This is a genomic window from Veillonella intestinalis (assembly GCF_943192895.1).
GTDB lineage: Bacteria > Bacillota > Negativicutes > Veillonellales > Veillonellaceae > Veillonella_A > Veillonella_A intestinalis.
The window spans coordinates 1-17,559 of the sequence record NZ_CALPCB010000003.1 but is presented as its reverse complement, the minus strand read 5'-3'; the positions used below and the strand labels follow the sequence as shown (position 1 = coordinate 17,559).

Sequence of the window (17,559 nt, the reverse complement as noted above, 5' to 3'; positions counted from 1 at the left end):
CGTACATGAGCAAAAAACAAACGCCCATGATGGATCAATATTTTTCCATAAAAGATAAATATAAAGAAGAGCTTTTATTTTTTCGTTTAGGCGATTTTTATGAGCTCTTTTATGATGATGCCTTAACAGCCTCAAGAGAGCTAAATATTACCCTAACAGGTCGAAATTCTGGTGAAGAAGAAAAAGCCCCCATGTGTGGGGTACCTTATCATGCGGCCGAAGGCTATATCGAAAAGCTCATTAAGAAAGGTTACAAGGTAGCCATTTGTGAGCAAGTCGAAGACCCGAAAACAGCTAAAGGAATTGTAAAACGGGATGTAATTCGCGTAATTACGCCTGGTACTGTGTTAACTGAAAATGGTACTGAAGCGAGAGAGAATAACTTTTTGGCTCTATTTTATCGTACTGATGAAGCGTTAATACTTATTTTCTGTGATGTATCTACTGGAGAAGTTATTTGGGATCGTATTAGCCATGGTGAGCGTCAAACGGGCGTGTATGATGCACTTGCTATGTATCGTCCTTCTGAGTTAGTAACTGTTGGAGCTATGCCTTTAGGCAAAGAGTTGCAAGATTTTATTGATGTACAGCTAGATAAAGTGGCTTTATCGCCTTTTACGCCTGAGTTGACATTGGAAGATGTACGAAATCAGGGTCGAATTCATTTTACAGAAGCCGGTCTTTTAGAGGAAGATGTATTAGAAGGACTGGGGTATTTATTAACGTATTTAGCAACCGTTATTAAAACTGATATTTCTCATATTAATTATATACATCCTTTGCACATTGGCGATCGAATGGTGCTTGATACATCGAGTTTGCGACATTTGGAAGTGACTCATAATCTTCGTGATGGCGGTGTAAAAGGGACATTGCTTCAGGTGTTGGATAAGACTTTAACACCTATGGGCGCTCGTCTTTTAAAACAGTGGGTTGAAAGTCCGCTTATGGATATTCACCATATTCAACGCCGTCAAATGGCCTTGACCGAATTGATTGCAAAACCAACTGAACAAGGTAAATTGCGTGAACTATTAAAACTGATTTTTGATTTTGAACGTATTCTTGCTCGCGTAGAAACAGGTTCTGTTTCACCACGAGATTTTACCTCCTTAAGAGAGTCTTTGCGGATTCTGCCTGAATTAAAAAACATTGCCAGCACTTTTGAAGGCACTTTATTGCAAGAAGTGGTGACGCAAATTGATTGTCATGCAGATATGTATGATTTAATTAATCGAGCGATTGCTGAACAGCCTGCTTTGACTTTAAAAGATGGTCGTGTTATTCGTGATGGCTATAGTCAAGAGCTAGATGATTTACGCTCCTTGGCGTCTAATAGTCAAGAATGGTTACATCGATTAGAGGAAGAAGCAAGGGCCAAGACAGGCATTCGCCTTAAAACTGGATATAATAAAGTCTTTGGCTACTACTTTGAAGTTTCTCATGCCAATGCGGCTGATGTGCCAGATTATTTCATTCGTAAACAGACATTAGCAAATGCAGAGCGATATATTACACCTGAATTAAAAGAGTTTGAGGTTAATATTTTAAGTGCTAAAGATAAAATTGTTACTTTAGAACAGAAGTTATATCAAGAATTACGCCAAGCTGTAAAAGAGGCGGTAAAGCCTATTCAAGCCACAGCTCGTGCCTTAGCTAAATTGGATGTACTTTCGGGCTTAGCACAAGTGGCGTATGAGGAGCAATATATTTGTCCCACTATGACGATGAATGGGCAAATTACAATTCGCGATGGGCGTCATCCGGTTATTGAAAAATTCCTAAAACGAGAAGTCTTTGTCCCTAATGATGTAACGTTAAATCATAATGGAGAAGAGTTTTTGCTTATTACAGGGCCTAATATGGCGGGGAAATCTACATACATGCGCCAAGTAGCGGTGCTTATGATTATGGCTCAAATTGGGTCATTTATTCCTGCTAGAGAAGCGGTTATTTCGCCAGTTGACCGTATCTTTACTCGTGTAGGTGCTAGTGATGATATTTCTACGGGGCAAAGTACCTTTATGGTAGAAATGAAAGAAGTGGCATATATTTTAAACAATGCCACATCGAATAGCTTATTAATTCTTGATGAAATAGGTCGTGGAACAAGTACTTTTGACGGCTTAAGCATTGCCCAAGCTGTGGTGGAATATATTTGTAAACATATCCACGGGAAGACCTTATTTGCGACTCACTATCACGAATTAATTCCATTAGAAGAACAGTATGAGAAACTAAAAAATTATACTGTGGCAGTGAAAGAAAAAGGGAAAGATGTTGTATTTTTACGTCGCATCATTCGTGGTGGCGCAGACCGTAGTTATGGGATTCATGTAGCTAAGTTAGCCGGTTTACCTAGTTCTGTATTAAAGCGGGCTGAAGTAATTTTGAGCGCCTTAGAAGGTAGTGCTGAAGCGAAAGAGGCTGATGCATTAGCTCGTATTAGTGGTTTAACAACAGATAGCTATGAAGGCGCTGATAATGTTGTTGAAGCAAAAGCTACTGTACTAGGTACTTCATCAGCTAATGCAGCAAGTTCTAATTTATTTACTACGTCTGTATTAGATGATTTATTGGCTGTTGATGTAATGAGTTTAACCCCGATAGAAGCATTGAATGTTTTATATAAATTACAAGAAGAGGCCCGTAAGGGAGGTGGCCAGTAATGGCACTAATTCACGTTCTTGACGAAGTAACGATTAATAAAATAGCCGCTGGTGAAGTAGTTGAACGCCCTGCGTCAGTAATTAAAGAGCTATTAGAGAACTCCTTAGATGCAGGTGCTACTTCCATTGAAGTAGAGATTGCTGATGGCGGGACTACGTATATGCGTGTTACGGATAATGGATCGGGTATGACAGAAGAAGATGCTCGATTAGCTGTATTACGCCACGCTACGAGTAAAATTCGTTCTGTCGATGATTTATTTGATATCGCATCTTTAGGCTTTCGTGGTGAAGCATTAGCCAGTATTGCTTCCGTATCTCATTTTAGTTTAACTACTCGAAAAGTAGACCAAGAGTTGGGAACTCGAATTTTAATTGATGGCGGTAAATTTACTGATTGTTTGCCTTTTGGTGCACAGCCTGGTACGACAATTGAAGTGCGCGACTTATTTTTTAATACGCCGGCGCGTCGTAAATTTTTAAAAACAGAGCGCACTGAAGGGGCTAAAATTCAAGATATAGTAGGTAAACTAGCGTTAAGTAATCCTCATGTAGCATTTAAGCTTATTAGTAATGATACAGTTAGCATTGTAGTGCCAGGCAATGGTAATTTAATTGATACAGTGTCAGCTTTATACGGCTATAAAGTAAGTGATGATATTTTTCCTATTGCCTATGAGTCGGAAGGAATTACAATTCAAGGTGTTGTGAGCAAACCTACTTTATTAAAAAGTAGTCGTATTTGGCAAACTGTGGTAGTTAATAATCGGGTAATTTCTGACAAAGCGATTACGAAAGCAATCGATAATGCCTACCACGCTTTATTACCTAAGGGGGGCTATCCTTTAGTTTTATTGATGATTACAGTACCACCAGGTACGGTAGATATAAATGTACATCCTCGAAAAAGTGAAGTGAAATTTGAAGATGATAAGCCTGTTTTTAAAGCTGTATATCATGCTGTATTGCAGGCGTTACAAAATCCTTTGCAGCAGGGGCAGGATCAATTATTAAGGCAGGATAGTGGATATACAACGTTTGAGGGCACACAACCTGTTACACCAGATAGTATTACAACAGCTGTAAGTTATGACAAATCTTTTACTAAGCAGGGCTTAGAAAAGTTAAATGACATTGATATTTTAAATACGGCGACTGCCCCTGTTGATTTTGAATATGAGCGACCAAAAGTATCAGCTATAGCTCGTGAAAAAACAGAAGATTTCGTGCAGAAGCTGCGCTCTGAAGGCTATGAAGCACCAAAACGCACAACCTATGAGCAAAGCTCTTGGGTTGAGTCTGGTGATTTTACTGATGGGGTAGTACCAAAGAGCTATACCGCAGAGGATAAAGAAAAGTTCAGACAGTTGGCCGAAAATTTACGAAATCAACAAAGTGCCGTAGATTCTTCCACTGTGCAGTCACCTTTGCCTGTAAATACAACTGGTTTATTACCCTTAGGTCAAGTCGCTTCTTGCTATATTTTAGCTAAAAAAGGGGATAATTTATATATAATCGATCAACATGCTGCGCATGAACGAGTTCGGTATGATACATTGTGCAAATCGGCAGAAGCCATTCCTATGCAAGATCTATTAATCCCTCAATATTTAGAGGCTAATGAAGAAGAATTAATTATAGTGGAAGAACAGGCGGATACCTTGTTAAACCTTGGTTTTCAAGTAGTTCAAGGAGGGCCTACACAGTTAAAAATTGAAGGGCTACCTATAGATTTAGTAGAAAGTAAAGGGGAAGAAATACTTCGCTATGTATTTTCTCTGTTAAAAGATTTTCAAGAGCCTACAAAAGCACAGTTGCGTCATGAAATGTTAGCCTATGCTTCTTGTCGTGGGGCGATTAAAGCGGGGCATAATTTGAATACCTACCAAATGGCTGTGCTCATTGAAGATTTATTTTACACTGACAAGCCTTATGTATGTCCTCATGGTCGTCCTACTATTATTAAATTTACTCCTGAAGAATTGGGTAAATTATTTTTGCGGAGCTAAATATGGCCATTGTTACGATTTCGCAAAAAGGAAAAGAAACGGAAGCGATAAAGGCAAAAGAGGTAGCTCGTTTATTGCAACTCCCTTATGTGCCCCGTAATGGGTTATCTTTGCCACGGTTACAAGAGCAATTTGAAGGAGAAGATATTTTAATCCTCAGTAAACAGGGCCCTAAGCTTTATACTGGTGAAGGGAAAGCTCATGAATTTCATTTATCCATGGCACAATTGCGTATTATTGCGTATGATCGAGGACAACGAGATCACTTAATAGCTGCCTTAGGTTCGAAGCCTATACATTCTTTTTTAGACTGTACAGTTGGACTAGGTAGTGATAGTTTGTTAGTGGCTTATGCGAGGCCAGAAATTAATCATTTAGTGGCCTTAGAGGGAAATCCATTACTGGCGTATGTGACAAATTATGGCTGCCGTCATTTTACTCATAAGTCTGAGCTAGTAACAAAAGCATTGCGGCGGATTCATGTGTGTGCTACGCGGTATGAAACTTTTTTAAAGCAAGCCAGAACGAATAGCTTTGACATAGTGTATTTTGATCCTATGTTTGAAGTACCCGTTAATGACAGCCCTCAGTTTTTAAGTTTGCGAGGTCATGTGTTGGCAACGCCCATGACAGAAGCTATGTTAGTGGAAGCTAAACGGGTAGCGCGGAACCGGGTAATTATTAAAGAACGACCTTTTAGTTCTATTTTTAAGACATGGGTACCTACGTATATAGAAGGAGGTACCTATAGCAATGTAGCCTATGGTGTTTATGAAGTTTAAAAAAGGAGGTAGCCCATGGAAGAATTAATTACTATTCTAGGCCCTACAGCAGTAGGAAAAACTGATTTAACCTTGCGTTTAGCTCAGGCTATGAATGGCGTAGTGATTTCAGGGGATGCCTATCAAATTTATAAAGGTTTGAATATTGGTACAGCTAAACCTACGGCTAAAGAACTAGCTATGGTGCCACATCGTCTGATTGATATTCGTGATGCTGACGATAGCTATAGTGTGGCTGACTTTCAAAATGAAGCTAGTCGAGCGATTACAGTTGCTCATAATGAAGGGCAGATGCCAATACTATCAGGGGGAACAGGTTTTTATGTACAATCCTTGTTGGAAGGCTTTGATTTCTCTGTAGACGGGCCAGATACAGGTATTCGTGAGCGCTTAGAACATATGTGGCAAGCAGATGGTGAATCAGCTGTATTAGCCTATGGCAACGAATTAGCTGAAAAAGGCAATATTACGCTACGCTTTACTGATAAACATCGATTATTTCGTGCTATTGAATTGATGGAACAAGGCAATTATGAGGCCCTCATACATCAAACAAAGGCAGGTTTATCTTACGAAGGACCTGTTATTGGTTTGCGACGTAATCGTGAAGAATTGTATAATCGTATTAATTTACGTGTGCAAATTATGGTAGATCAAGGTTTATTTGAAGAAGTAGAAGAGTTATTGGCTAACGGTGTATCTCCTCATTGCCAGGCTTTTAAAGGGATTGGTTATAAAGAAGTGGTAGCTTATTTTGCTGGGCAATGTACAAAAGCAGAGGCCATAGAGGCTATTCAACAAAATACACGTCGTTTTGCTAAGCGACAAATCACTTGGTATAAGCGTATGCCTTATATTACTTGGTTAGATTGCGACAATAGAACAAGTGAGTCTGTTTATGAGGAGGCTATGGCGCTTATTCAATCACAGCTATGGATAGGTTAGTGAAGTGATTACAATTAGAGCGCAACACTATATATGTTGGACTAAAGTTTTTATAGGCTATTAGTAGAACCAGATTAATCTATTTATTATTTTAAGTTAGGATGTTTATATAGAATGAATTTAGAAAGTATCCGTGATGAAGCTTTGCGCATAGCAGAGCCTCAATTTAAGAAGTTTGAACCTATTGCATTGCATAATACCAAAAAAGTATTAGAAGCTTTTAAAGAATGTCAGTTAAGTGATTATCACTTTAATGGATCCAGTGGATATGGCTATAATGACAGTGGGCGTGAAAAACTTGATGAAGTATTTGCCCATGTATTTAAAGCTGAAAAAGCGTTGGTGAGAGCTCACTTTGTATCTGGTACTCATGCCTTAGCAACTACTTTAGTTGCTTTATTAGGTAGTGGTAAAGAAGGCAAGGAGTTTGTTTATGCAGTAGGTGCTCCTTATGATACGATGCAATCCGTAATTGGTGTACCGCATACAGTTCGTAATTCCTTAGTAGAACGAGGATTTATTTATAAAGAAGTTCCGTTAAAGAATAATACTTACGATTTAGAGGCTATTGTAGCTGCTGTAACGGAAGAAACACGCGTTGTTGTCATTCAAAGATCCCGTGGTTATAGTACACGAGAGCCTCTATCAGTAAAGGATATTGAAATTATCTGTAAAGCAGTAAAAGAAAAAAATGGCAAAACGATTTGCTTTGTAGACAATTGCTATGGTGAATTTACTGAAATGACTGAACCGCTAGAACATGGCGCTGATATTATGGCTGGTTCATTGATTAAGAACGCTGGTGGTGGCATCGCACCAACTGGTGGCTATGTAGCGGGGAAAGCAGAGCTGGTAGAAGATGTGGCCTATGAGTTGACGGCACCAGGCTTAGGGGACCATATGGGTTCGTATTCACCAGGCTATCGCTTATTCTTTCAGGGGTTATTCTTAGCTCCTCATGTGGTTTTACAGGCTCTAAAAGGCGCCGTATATACAGCGGCTGTCGGCACTTTATTAGGCTATGAAGTATTTCCTAAAGTAGACTCTTCACGATACGATTTGATACAAGCTATTAATCTTCATAATGCTGATGAAATGGAACAATTCTGTCGTGGTATGCAGGCTTATTCACCTGTAGATGCCCATGTACGACCTGTACCAGGGGACATGCCTGGGTATACAGATCAAATTATTATGGCTGGTGGTACCTTTGTACAAGGTTCATCAATTGAATTAAGTGCTGATGGTCCAGTACGACCACCATATACCATCTTTATGCAAGGTGGTCTCGTATTTGAACATTCTATGCTGGGGATTTTAGGGGCTGCTGAAGAAATTTTATCGCATAGAAAATAAAAGCTTTTTTGATGATATTTCTAAATATCTATATATATTACACCTATTTTATGTTATACTATCTGTTGCTTTAGTTTTAAAGCGCTCTGTATCTACATTTTTATTTTTGAGTCAGTATATACATATTCGGACTTTCACTCTGTATCATGTATATTGAGTTACTGTACAGGTCAAGCGACCAACAGAAGGAGAAAGCATGGAAAACGTTGTAGCAGTTGCAATGAGTGGGGGCGTAGATAGCTCCTTAACAGCGTCGATGCTGTTAGAACAAGGGTATAAGGTATTTGGTATTACCTTGCGTTTATGGGTAAGTGACACAGATCCTGATGATGTGCCATTAGCCGTAACTGATGCTAAGAAAATGTGTGATTTTCTTGGTATTGAGCATCATGTAGTCGATGCTCGGGATATTTTTTATGATAATGTGGTAGATTATTTTGTTAATGAATATGCCGCTGGCCGCACGCCGAATCCCTGTGTATTCTGTAATAAAAATATAAAATTTGATTTATTATTAAACAGAGCGTTAGAACTAGGTGCTACGCATATGGTAACAGGTCATTATGCACAAGTTCGTTATAATGAAGCAACAAAATTATACGAACTTCATAAAGGGGATGACCCTTCTAAGGATCAAAGCTATGTATTATATACTTTGAATCAGCATATTTTAAGCCATTTGATGTTCCCTCTAGGATCTCAAAAGAAAACATTAACTCGTGAAATGGCGAACGATCGTGATTTACCAGTAGCTAATAAACCAGATAGTGAAGATATTTGCTTCTTGCCAAATCATAACTATCAAGGGTTTATTAAAAAACAGTTGACAACAGCGCCTAAGTCAGGCAATATTGTTCATGAAAATGGTGAAATTTTAGGTCAACATAATGGTTTATTTAATTACACTATCGGTCAACGTAAAGGCCTTGGTATTGCTTATAAATATCCGCTTTACGTAGTGCGTCTTGATGGTGAGAAAAATGAAGTAATTGTTGGTCCTGATGAAAGTTTATTTACTAATCGCATGATTTGTAAGCATTATAACTTCTTATCAGGTACTATTCCTAAAGAGTTACATGCATCTGGTAAGATTCGTTATGCAGCGAACCCATCACCATGTGTAGCTCGTATTCTTGATGATGAAACGATGGAAGTTGTATTTGAAACGCCACAGCGGGCCATCACGCCAGGTCAATCGGTCGTATTCTATGACGGCACACAAGTCCTTGGAGGAGGCGTTATCGAAACTGTTTGTTAGAGAGAGGTAATTTGATGTCCACTGAGCATATCCGCAATTTTTGTATTATTGCCCATATAGACCATGGCAAATCTACTTTGGCTGACCGTTTGATTGAAACAACGGGGACCCTCACTAAACGTGAAATGGAAGCCCAAGTATTGGATTCTATGGATTTAGAACGTGAACGAGGTATTACCATTAAAGCCCAATCGGTTCGTCTATTACATACGGCTAAAGATGGTAAACAATACACGCTAAATTTAATTGATACGCCAGGTCACGTTGACTTTAGTTATGAAGTGTCTCGCTCCTTAGCTGCTTGTGAAGGCGCTTTGTTGGTCGTTGATGCTGCACAAGGTGTGGAAGCCCAGACCTTGGCTAATGTATATTTAGCATTAGAACATGACTTGGAAATCATTCCTGTCATTAATAAAATTGACTTACCAAGTGCTGATGTGGAACGGGTAAAGAAAGAAATTGAGGATATTATCGGTCTTGATGCATCAGATGCTATTCTTGCCAGTGCAAAATCAGGAATTGGGATTCAAGATATTTTGGAAGCTATTGTAGAGCGCATTCCAGCACCCCCAGATAAATCGGATGAACCTACTCGTGCTTTAATTTTTGATTCTCGTTTTGATTCCTATAAAGGCGCTATTGCTTACGTTCGTGTTAAAGAAGGATCACTTAAAAAACGTGACATCATTCGTATGATGCATGATAATAAAGATTTTGAAGTAACTGAACTTGGTGTATTTACGCCTAATTTACTACCTGTTGAAGAATTGACTTGTGGTACTGTAGGTTGTGTAGCTGCTAGTATTAAAAATGTAGGGGATTGTCATGTAGGCGATACCATTACGAAAGCAGATGCACCAGCTGCAGAGCCATTGCCAGGTTACCGCAAAGCAGTCTCTATGGTATATTGTGGCTTATATCCAACAGATAGTAAGGATTATGATAATTTACGAGATGCCTTAGAAAAATTAAACTTAAATGACGCAGCTCTTGAATATGAACCAGAAACATCGATTGCTTTAGGTTTTGGTTTCCGTTGTGGTTTCCTTGGTTTATTGCACATGGATGTTATTCAAGAACGCTTAGAACGTGAGTATAATTTAACGCTTATTACTACAGCTCCAAGTGTTAACTATAAAGTCCATAAAACAAATGGTGAAGTGCTTGAAATTGATAATCCAGCAAAGTTACCACCACCAACTGAGATTGATTTTATTGAAGAGCCTTATGTAAAAGCGACTACTATCGTACCTAAAGATTTTGTAGGAGCTATTATGGAGTTATCTCAGGATAAACGAGGGGAATATCAATCTATGGAATATTTAGATGAAACTCGTGTATCTATCGTATATCATTTGCCATTAGGTGAAATCATTTATGATTACTTTGATAAGCTAAAATCAGCTACAAAAGGATATGCGTCGCTCGATTATGAATTAATTGGCTATCAAACTTCACCAATGGTTAAAATGGATATTCTGCTTAATGGTGAGCCTGTGGATGCTCTTAGTATTATTGTCCATAAAGATCGTGCTGCTATGCGTGGTCGTGCTTTGGCTGAAAAATTAAAAGAGTTAATTCCTCGTCAAATGTTTGAAATTCCAATTCAGGCAGCGGTGGGAAATAAAATTGTTGCCCGTGAAACAGTAAAAGCATGGCGTAAAGACGTATTAGCAAAATGTTACGGTGGTGACATTAGTCGTAAACGTAAATTATTAGAAAAACAAAAAGAAGGTAAGAAGCGCATGAAAGCGGTAGGAAGTGTTGAAATCCCTCAAGAAGCATTCATGGCAATTCTTAAAGTTGACGACAAATAAATCAGCATTTATTGATAAGAGGCGTCAATATTTATGACGATATAAAAAGGAGTTTGTGTATGAATAACAAACGCATGTCTTCTTTTACGACGTCGCATACACGGGATATGGGGGTATACCTTCATATCCCGTTTTGTCGTAAAAAATGCTCTTATTGTGATTTTGCCTCTTATGAAGGGTTAGAGGCTTATTATGATGATTATGTGGCTGCCCTTTGTACTGAAATTGAAGTATGGGCGAAGCAATATCCAGAGAGTACATTGGTGCCTGTACAAACTATATATTTTGGTGGGGGAACACCGACTCAACTGTCCATTGCACAAATTGAACAAATATTAAACGTGCTATACAAACACTATCAGTGTAATAATGTAGTTGAAATATCTATGGAAGCGAATCCAGGAGAAATAGACAAGTCCTATTTGAATGATTTAAAATCCCTAGGTGTTACACGTTTGAGTTATGGTGTACAGACTTTTGATGATGTCCTATTGAATCTTTTACGTCGAGGCCATACGTCTAAAATGGCAAAACAAGCTATTTCAGATGCCTTAGATGTTGGCTTTCATTCTGTCAGTGGTGATTTAATTTATGCATTACCGGGTCAACATCTTAAGGATATTGAAACTAATGTTAAAACCTTGGTTGATTTAGGAGTGAGCCATGTTTCCATCTATGGGCTGCAATTAGAGGAAGGAACAAATCTTCATAAACAAGTGGAGCAAGGACAGTTAACATTGCCTAGTGATGATGAAAATGAAGCTATGTATGATTGTATGCTTGATCAATTAGCTACTTATGGCTTTGAGCGGTATGAAATTTCTAATTTTACAAATCGGAAGGCCTATAGCTATCATAATTTACGCTATTGGCAATATAAAGAATACTTGGCGTTTGGTGCTGGTGCATATTCCTTTTATAGAGATGTACGGCGTAATAATGAACCTTATGTAGTGCCGTATATCAATCGATTGCGTCAAGGCTTATTACCTGTAGTTTTTGAAGAAGTGATTAATGAAACGAGAGCTGTTGAAGATTTTTGTTTTTTGGCTTTGCGTACTAAATGGGGATTGTCAAAAATTAATTTTGAAAACCGCTTTAATCAATCGTTGTTAGCTATTTTTGGCAATGAATTAGAACAGTTAACTAAGCAAAAGTTATTACAACAAATTGATGATTCTTGGCGCTTAACAAGAGAAGGGGCTAAACATGGAAATTATGTGTTTAGTCAGTTTATACGATAAAAAATGTGACTTATAGGATAAAACTGTAAAGGTCGAGGTTATGTACTCGGCCTTTATTTTTATCAGTCATTATTGGTAATGTGATATATTATATGTTTAAAAGTTAGATTATATTGACATAGTCCATATGTATTTAGTAATATATAGGAGTAATGCATGGGGGTATAGCTCAGCTGGGAGAGCGCTTGAATGGCATTCAAGAGGTCAGCGGTTCGATCCCGCTTATCTCCACCATATAAACCGCACAGAAGTGCGGTTTTTTTATTATATGTAATGTAGTTTAAATGTATTTTATAGTACATGCAGTAGTACATTTCAGAATTTACTAGAATTAATGAAGAGTTATAGTAGGGTGTTCTTTTCGATTAAAGCGTGTTTGTTTCAAGATAGGTATTATTAAAAAATTCAAGAACAAGGTATAATATGAAATATAAATGAATATAGAGAGTGTTTCATTGGTATTGTAATTAATAGGGAGACATGACAATGAGAAAGCTTTGGGTAATGTTACTAGTTGTATTTTCAATGGTATTTTTAGTAGGGTGCGGGGATACTGTCAGTAGTTTGACCGGCGGCAGTAAAAGTAATGTGCTTACCGAGCCAGGTTTAGCCAATAAGATTATTGATGAACTAAAAAACAGAGACGAATTAAAAGGCCATGATTTAAAAGCAATGGATGGTATTATGTTTAATTACTATAAAGAGTTAGGTACTATAGTAATGATTCAAGTCCAAAAACCAGGAACTACTGATAAGGTTGATGGCTATAAATATGAAAATGGCAAATGGAATGGTCCACAACCAGTTCAATTAACAGGTGATGGTGTGTTAGCTGATAATGTAGGTTCTATTAGTACAATTGACTTTAATAAAGTTTCTGATATGTACAAAGTAGCTCAAGAGAAGGCTAAAAGTATAGAAGGTGGCGAAGTAAAGAGTGGTGTATTTTACTCGTTCTCTGTTAATGATGGTGTATTTACAGCTATGATTACTGTAGAGGGTGCTCGTGAAAAATATGATTTAAGATTTGATGCACAAGGTAACTTAATTAAAGAAACTAAACGATAAGATTTATAAATCAAATTATTGCGCTTAAATGTGCAATAGATTGTTACTTACTAAAAGACCTATTGGATGTATAGTTTGTGTAATACATCCAATAGGTCTTTTTATTAGAGCTGAAAGGATTGAAAATATTGTAGAATAGAGTGATACTTGTAATACAAACATGTAATTCTTGTATTACATTTTGCTTTTTTGTAAAATAAGCAGTATCATATTAAGGAGAAAAGGAGGCTTATTATGAGTACTATTTCTTTACGTCTATCAGAAGATGAAAATAAGCTCATTAGATCGTATGTAGAAATGAATAATTTGAACGTATCTTCTTTTATTAGAGATATTGTGTTAGATAAAATTGAAGAAGATTTAAAACTTGATGAAAAGAGAATTTTGAAAGCTAAAAAATTGTCAAATCATGAAAAGACATATTCACATGAAGAAGTTTGGAAAATGCTAGGTATATAATATAAAATGTATAGGGTGGAATTTGATTATCGTTTGTTTGCTGAAATTAACGATGAAGTTTTGAAAATTTTTTTATTTGAAGTCGCACATCGTCGAGAGATTTACAAAAAGAAGTAAGGAAGTTTGCAAGATGAGAGATTATGTAATGTTTGGCTGGCGCGCGTGTTTTGCTAGCATTGGTTTTGATTTAGTAAGTTTAGCTGTGGTCTTTTTTTCTTATAAGTGGTTATATCATATATTGCCTGGCGACAAGTTTCACATAGCGGCAGGCATTATTTTATTTGTAGTTATTACAGCATTTGCCCTATTATGTAGGCCTTTTTATGTGAAAGGGCTTAAAAAGCGTTTTCCTGATACGCATATTTCCCGCAGTGCTTTTTTATTTATTTTATATGCTATTGCCCTTATATTAGCTATTGTGTTAGCTTTACTATATATAGCTTGTGTAGCCCTTTTTATGACTGAATTACAAGCGGGACAAATTAGTGATAATGAAGTTATTTCAAGATTTTCATTAATCTTCATGGCTCTATCGAGTGCCGCTTATTTTTATTTTCTTCTGTATGCAACGGCTAGTGCAGAATATGTATGGCGTAAATATTTACAACATAAGTTAGAAAGTCTTGATGATGAAACAATTTCTACGATGCTATAGCCTTTTTAGTCATAACTTTTAGTTATTTGGTGATATTTGTCACAGTTTTGTAGAATAGTAATGTGATACAAATACATATAGTTAAGATTTATTTACAGATATAAGTAATCTCATTAATCAGTTAACTAAGGAGCTTTCATGAAAACATCTATTATTCTACATTCTTTATTTAGTGAATTTTCCCGTGAACAATTACATGCTATTATGGACTTAGCCGATGAATTTAACGGCAATTTTCGAGTGGTAGTAACTGGGATTCAGATTTATGACATTACCAAAGAAGCTAAAGCGGCGATTCTAGAACGATTACCAGAAGGTGTGCAACCAGTAAAACATGCGGCTGTCAACTCAGTGGTTGCGTGTCGAGGTACGGATGGTTGCTCTCATGCTTTTATGCAGACTATTCCCGTAGCTAAATATATTGATGAAACCTATTTTGGTGAAACAATGCCAAATAAAGTACGAATTGGTATTAGTGGTTGTCCCCGTTGTTGTGCAGAATCAATGATTAAAGATATTGGTGTCTATGGTATGCCTGATGGCTTTGTATTAGTTGCTGGAGGTAAAAGTGGCAATCGCCCTAAAGGTGGTGAAACACTAGCAAAAGGTTTAACGGCAGAAGAAGCACAAGCAAAAATTGAGTTTTTATTACAATGGTATAAAGATAATGCTATGCCAAAGGAAAAGTTTGATCATTGCTTAAGTCGTTTAGGAAACCCTTTTGCAGTAACTGAATAATCATAGCAACTTTTGACGAGTGGTTAAGAGTGCTGAAATGATAGATATGTTTAGAAAGGGTATGCGATAATTACGTCGCATATCCTTTTTTAGTATCAATAGTTTTTTATTGGCAAAATTTTAAAAAGAGGTATAATACAAATATATTACTATCATAATAAATAGAGGTTTCACTATGCTTTTAAAACCTAATTTACACAATCAGCCAAAGTCGTGGCGACGAATATGGCGCGAATCACTTATGAATAATCCACAGCGCATGTTAGCACTTAGTTTTGCGATTTTAATGTTATTGGGAGGGGCTTTGCTGACCTTGCCAATGGTTACGATTGATGGTACTAGTACTCATTGGGTAGATGCCTTATTTGTAGCTGTATCTTGTGTATCTGTAACAGGCTTAACCACGGTTGATACATTTCACCACTGGAATGTATTGGGACAAACGATCATGATTTTCTTGATACAAATTGGTGGTTTAGGCACTATGACGTTTACTACTTTTATATTTTTAATTCTTCGCAGAAAAGTAGGGTTAGAAAATAAATTATTATTACAAGAAGATATTGGGGAAGACAATATTTCTGTACATACAGTGCTTAAAAAGATTGCGTTGTTGACTTTTGGTGTTGAATTCATAGGTGGCATTGCTTATACCATCGATTTATGGCCTTACTTAGGTAGTAGTGCTATTTACTATGGTTTCTATCAAGCTATTTCCACATTTTGTAATGCTGGTTTTGTATTCTTTGATAACAATCTGCCCTATGATTTAGTAGGAAATTGGGGATTCACCATAACGACTTGTAGTTTAATTCTTATTGGTGGCTTTGGCTATATGGCGACCTTTGATATTTTTAAGAATTATAAACGAGGTTTTCGTAGTTTTGCTTTACATACTAAAGTTATGCTTGTTGGCGAAGCTATCTTAGTGATTGTTGGTACGCTTGCCATTTTAGGACTTGAGTGGAATAATACGTTGCAGCCCTTACCTGCACTTACGAAGTTACAAGGTGCATTGTTTCAAGCTGTAACACCTAGAACAGCCGGTATTCCGACATTAAATTATGGGGATTTACATCCTATTACGGTTTTTATTACCGTTGTTTTTATGTTTATTGGCGCTGGCCCAAACTCTACGGGCGGTGGTATTAAAATTAGTACAATGGCCGTTTTATGGGCTACCTCATGGTCTTTATTTAGCAATAAACGACGTGTTGAGTTATTTGAACGTAGTTTAAGTCAAGCTGTTATTTATAAGGCCTGTGGCATTGTATTTTTTTCGTCCATTCTTGTAGTGCTAGCAACATTTATACTGGCGGGTATTGAAGAATTTCCATTTCTTGATTTGCTATTTGAAGTAACCTCAGCATTTGCTACTGTCGGTCTTACGATTGGTATTACACCTGAATTATCGACCGTGAGCAAATTAACCCTTATTGTGGTTATGTATACAGGTCGTATAGGGGTGCTTACATTAATTGGAGCCTTTTTCTTGAAACGGCGACGTACAACAACAGCGTATTATCCAGAAGACAATGTATTGTTATAGTAATTTTAGGAGTTTTATATGAAGCGTAAAACAATAGGTATAATTGGGTTAGGGCGTTTTGGTGGCACCTTAGCAAAGCAGGTAGCAGCCTTAGGTCATGAAGTATGTGGTATTGATATTGATGAAAAAGTAGTTCAGAAAGTGGCACCTTTTCTTACACATAGCATGGTAGCTGATTTTAGTGATGAAGAGACTATTCGTAGTTTGCATTTACAAGAGTTTGATGTAGTAGTAATTGCTATTGGCGATGATTTAAAGGCCAAATTATTGAGCGCTATGGTTTTAAAAGAATTGAAAGCACCCTATGTAGTAGCCAAAGCTTCGAGTGATATGGAAAGCAAGTTATTGGAACGAGTAGGCGTAGACTTAGTCATTTTTCCTGAAATGAATATGGCAGATCGTTTGGCACAGATGTTGACTCGTGAATATATTGTTGATTATTTTCAACTATCGCAAGATATTGGTCTTGTCGAAATGAATACACCTGAATTTATGGTAGGCCAATCTTTGGTTGAGCTTTCACTACGAAGCCGATATGGAATAAACGTGGTAGCTATAAAAAGGGATAAAGAAGTCTTAGCACCACCAGAACCAAAGGAACCGTTAAAAAAGGATGATTTATTAATTCTCATTGGTCGCAATGAAGATATCACAAAAATGAGTCGACTTTAAGGGGCAATATGCCGATTAGTTATCAACTGTACACTAGTAATTGACATTAATAATAATACAACATATAATCAAGTTAGATAAAAGAGAGGGCTATTCATGGCAGCATGAAAACCCTCTCTTTTGTGCGTGTTAGCGGGATTTTTGTACATTGTCAATATTTCTTTGAGAGGAGGAAGTTGTTGATAAAAATGTAGCGGTATTAATGGTGCAAGCGGAGCAGTGAACATTAGGAAGTATGTTTTTCTGGTATTATTTTTTATATTTGGCTATGTCACAACAAACAGTTGATAAATAGCCATTTTTATAGGGGAGTATCAGAACTCCCCTACAAACTGTTA

14 protein-coding genes and 1 tRNA gene are annotated in these 17,559 nt (G+C 37.1%); all 15 read left to right on the top strand.

Going from position 1 to position 17,559, the window contains the following annotated elements; genetic code table 11:
- Positions 1 to 5 precede the first annotated feature (5 nt).
- The 15 genes from mutS to NFR27_RS02790 all read left to right on the top strand — a co-directional run bounded on the left by mutS (position 6) and on the right by NFR27_RS02790 (position 17,221).
- Complete coding sequence (mutS, locus tag NFR27_RS02860) at positions 6 to 2,669, top strand: DNA mismatch repair protein MutS (protein WP_251453953.1); 2,664 nt, start codon at positions 6 to 8, stop codon at positions 2,667 to 2,669.
- Positions 2,669 to 4,678, top strand: a complete 2,010-nt coding sequence (gene mutL, locus NFR27_RS02855; RefSeq protein WP_251453951.1) for a DNA mismatch repair endonuclease MutL — start codon at positions 2,669 to 2,671, stop codon at positions 4,676 to 4,678. Before mutS ends, mutL begins: the two co-directional genes overlap by 1 nt.
- Before the next feature lie 2 nt (positions 4,679 to 4,680).
- Positions 4,681 to 5,460 carry a class I SAM-dependent methyltransferase gene (locus NFR27_RS02850; RefSeq protein ID WP_251453949.1) on the top strand — a complete coding sequence of 260 codons (780 nt, stop codon included), beginning with the start codon at positions 4,681 to 4,683 and terminating at the stop codon, positions 5,458 to 5,460.
- 15 nt (positions 5,461 to 5,475) lie between these two features.
- On the top strand, positions 5,476 to 6,405 hold the full coding sequence (gene miaA / locus NFR27_RS02845; RefSeq protein WP_251453947.1) for a tRNA (adenosine(37)-N6)-dimethylallyltransferase MiaA: 930 nt from the start codon (positions 5,476 to 5,478) through the stop codon (positions 6,403 to 6,405).
- Between the two features lie 114 nt (positions 6,406 to 6,519).
- Complete coding sequence (locus NFR27_RS02840) at positions 6,520 to 7,761, top strand: methionine gamma-lyase family protein (RefSeq protein WP_251453945.1); 1,242 nt, start codon at positions 6,520 to 6,522, stop codon at positions 7,759 to 7,761.
- Positions 7,762 to 7,957: 196 nt separating this feature from the next.
- Complete coding sequence (mnmA, locus tag NFR27_RS02835; RefSeq protein ID WP_251440233.1) at positions 7,958 to 9,019, top strand: tRNA 2-thiouridine(34) synthase MnmA; 1,062 nt, start codon at positions 7,958 to 7,960, stop codon at positions 9,017 to 9,019.
- Positions 9,020 to 9,033: 14 nt separating this feature from the next.
- Positions 9,034 to 10,836, top strand: a complete 1,803-nt coding sequence (gene lepA / locus NFR27_RS02830; RefSeq protein WP_251440235.1) for a translation elongation factor 4 — start codon at positions 9,034 to 9,036, stop codon at positions 10,834 to 10,836.
- Positions 10,837 to 10,895: 59 nt separating this feature from the next.
- On the top strand, positions 10,896 to 12,080 hold the full coding sequence (gene hemW, locus NFR27_RS02825; protein ID WP_251440237.1) for a radical SAM family heme chaperone HemW: 1,185 nt from the start codon (positions 10,896 to 10,898) through the stop codon (positions 12,078 to 12,080).
- Between the two features lie 158 nt (positions 12,081 to 12,238).
- Positions 12,239 to 12,314: transfer RNA gene (locus NFR27_RS02820), tRNA-Ala, on the top strand.
- Between the two features lie 252 nt (positions 12,315 to 12,566).
- A complete protein-coding gene (locus NFR27_RS02815; protein ID WP_251440239.1) occupies positions 12,567 to 13,148 on the top strand; it encodes a hypothetical protein in 582 nt (193 codons plus the stop codon).
- 234 nt (positions 13,149 to 13,382) lie between these two features.
- Positions 13,383 to 13,607, top strand: coding sequence for a type II toxin-antitoxin system RelB family antitoxin (gene relB / locus NFR27_RS02810; protein WP_251440242.1), 225 nt, complete (start codon positions 13,383 to 13,385; stop codon positions 13,605 to 13,607).
- A 130-nt stretch (positions 13,608 to 13,737) separates the two neighbouring features.
- A complete protein-coding gene (locus NFR27_RS02805) occupies positions 13,738 to 14,262 on the top strand; it encodes a hypothetical protein (RefSeq protein WP_251440245.1) in 525 nt (174 codons plus the stop codon).
- Between the two features lie 138 nt (positions 14,263 to 14,400).
- The gene (locus NFR27_RS02800; protein WP_251440246.1) at positions 14,401 to 15,000 is read left to right on the top strand and encodes an NAD(P)/FAD-dependent oxidoreductase; all 600 of its coding nucleotides are present in this window, start codon (positions 14,401 to 14,403) and stop codon (positions 14,998 to 15,000) included.
- A 241-nt stretch (positions 15,001 to 15,241) separates the two neighbouring features.
- Entirely contained in the window at positions 15,242 to 16,549 is a 1,308-nt protein-coding gene (locus NFR27_RS02795) for a TrkH family potassium uptake protein (protein WP_251440249.1), read from the top strand.
- A gap of 18 nt (positions 16,550 to 16,567) precedes the next feature.
- The gene (locus NFR27_RS02790; RefSeq protein ID WP_251440252.1) at positions 16,568 to 17,221 is read left to right on the top strand and encodes a potassium channel family protein; all 654 of its coding nucleotides are present in this window, start codon (positions 16,568 to 16,570) and stop codon (positions 17,219 to 17,221) included.
- The last annotated feature ends 338 nt before the right edge of the window (positions 17,222 to 17,559 follow it).

What these genes read in the sequence shown, in the direction of transcription:
- mutS (WP_251453953.1), top strand. Translation starts at nt 6, where the DNA reads ATGAGCAAAAAACAAACGCCCATGATGGATCAATATTTTTCCATAAAA.
- mutL (WP_251453951.1), top strand. Translation starts at nt 2,669, where the DNA reads ATGGCACTAATTCACGTTCTTGACGAAGTAACGATTAATAAAATAGCC.
- NFR27_RS02850 (WP_251453949.1), top strand. Translation starts at nt 4,681, where the DNA reads ATGGCCATTGTTACGATTTCGCAAAAAGGAAAAGAAACGGAAGCGATA.
- miaA (WP_251453947.1), top strand. Translation starts at nt 5,476, where the DNA reads ATGGAAGAATTAATTACTATTCTAGGCCCTACAGCAGTAGGAAAAACT.
- NFR27_RS02840 (WP_251453945.1), top strand. Translation starts at nt 6,520, where the DNA reads ATGAATTTAGAAAGTATCCGTGATGAAGCTTTGCGCATAGCAGAGCCT.
- mnmA (WP_251440233.1), top strand. Translation starts at nt 7,958, where the DNA reads ATGGAAAACGTTGTAGCAGTTGCAATGAGTGGGGGCGTAGATAGCTCC.
- lepA (WP_251440235.1), top strand. Translation starts at nt 9,034, where the DNA reads ATGTCCACTGAGCATATCCGCAATTTTTGTATTATTGCCCATATAGAC.
- hemW (WP_251440237.1), top strand. Translation starts at nt 10,896, where the DNA reads ATGAATAACAAACGCATGTCTTCTTTTACGACGTCGCATACACGGGAT.
- NFR27_RS02815 (WP_251440239.1), top strand. Translation starts at nt 12,567, where the DNA reads ATGAGAAAGCTTTGGGTAATGTTACTAGTTGTATTTTCAATGGTATTT.
- relB (WP_251440242.1), top strand. Translation starts at nt 13,383, where the DNA reads ATGAGTACTATTTCTTTACGTCTATCAGAAGATGAAAATAAGCTCATT.
- NFR27_RS02805 (WP_251440245.1), top strand. Translation starts at nt 13,738, where the DNA reads ATGAGAGATTATGTAATGTTTGGCTGGCGCGCGTGTTTTGCTAGCATT.
- NFR27_RS02800 (WP_251440246.1), top strand. Translation starts at nt 14,401, where the DNA reads ATGAAAACATCTATTATTCTACATTCTTTATTTAGTGAATTTTCCCGT.
- NFR27_RS02795 (WP_251440249.1), top strand. Translation starts at nt 15,242, where the DNA reads ATGAATAATCCACAGCGCATGTTAGCACTTAGTTTTGCGATTTTAATG.
- NFR27_RS02790 (WP_251440252.1), top strand. Translation starts at nt 16,568, where the DNA reads ATGAAGCGTAAAACAATAGGTATAATTGGGTTAGGGCGTTTTGGTGGC.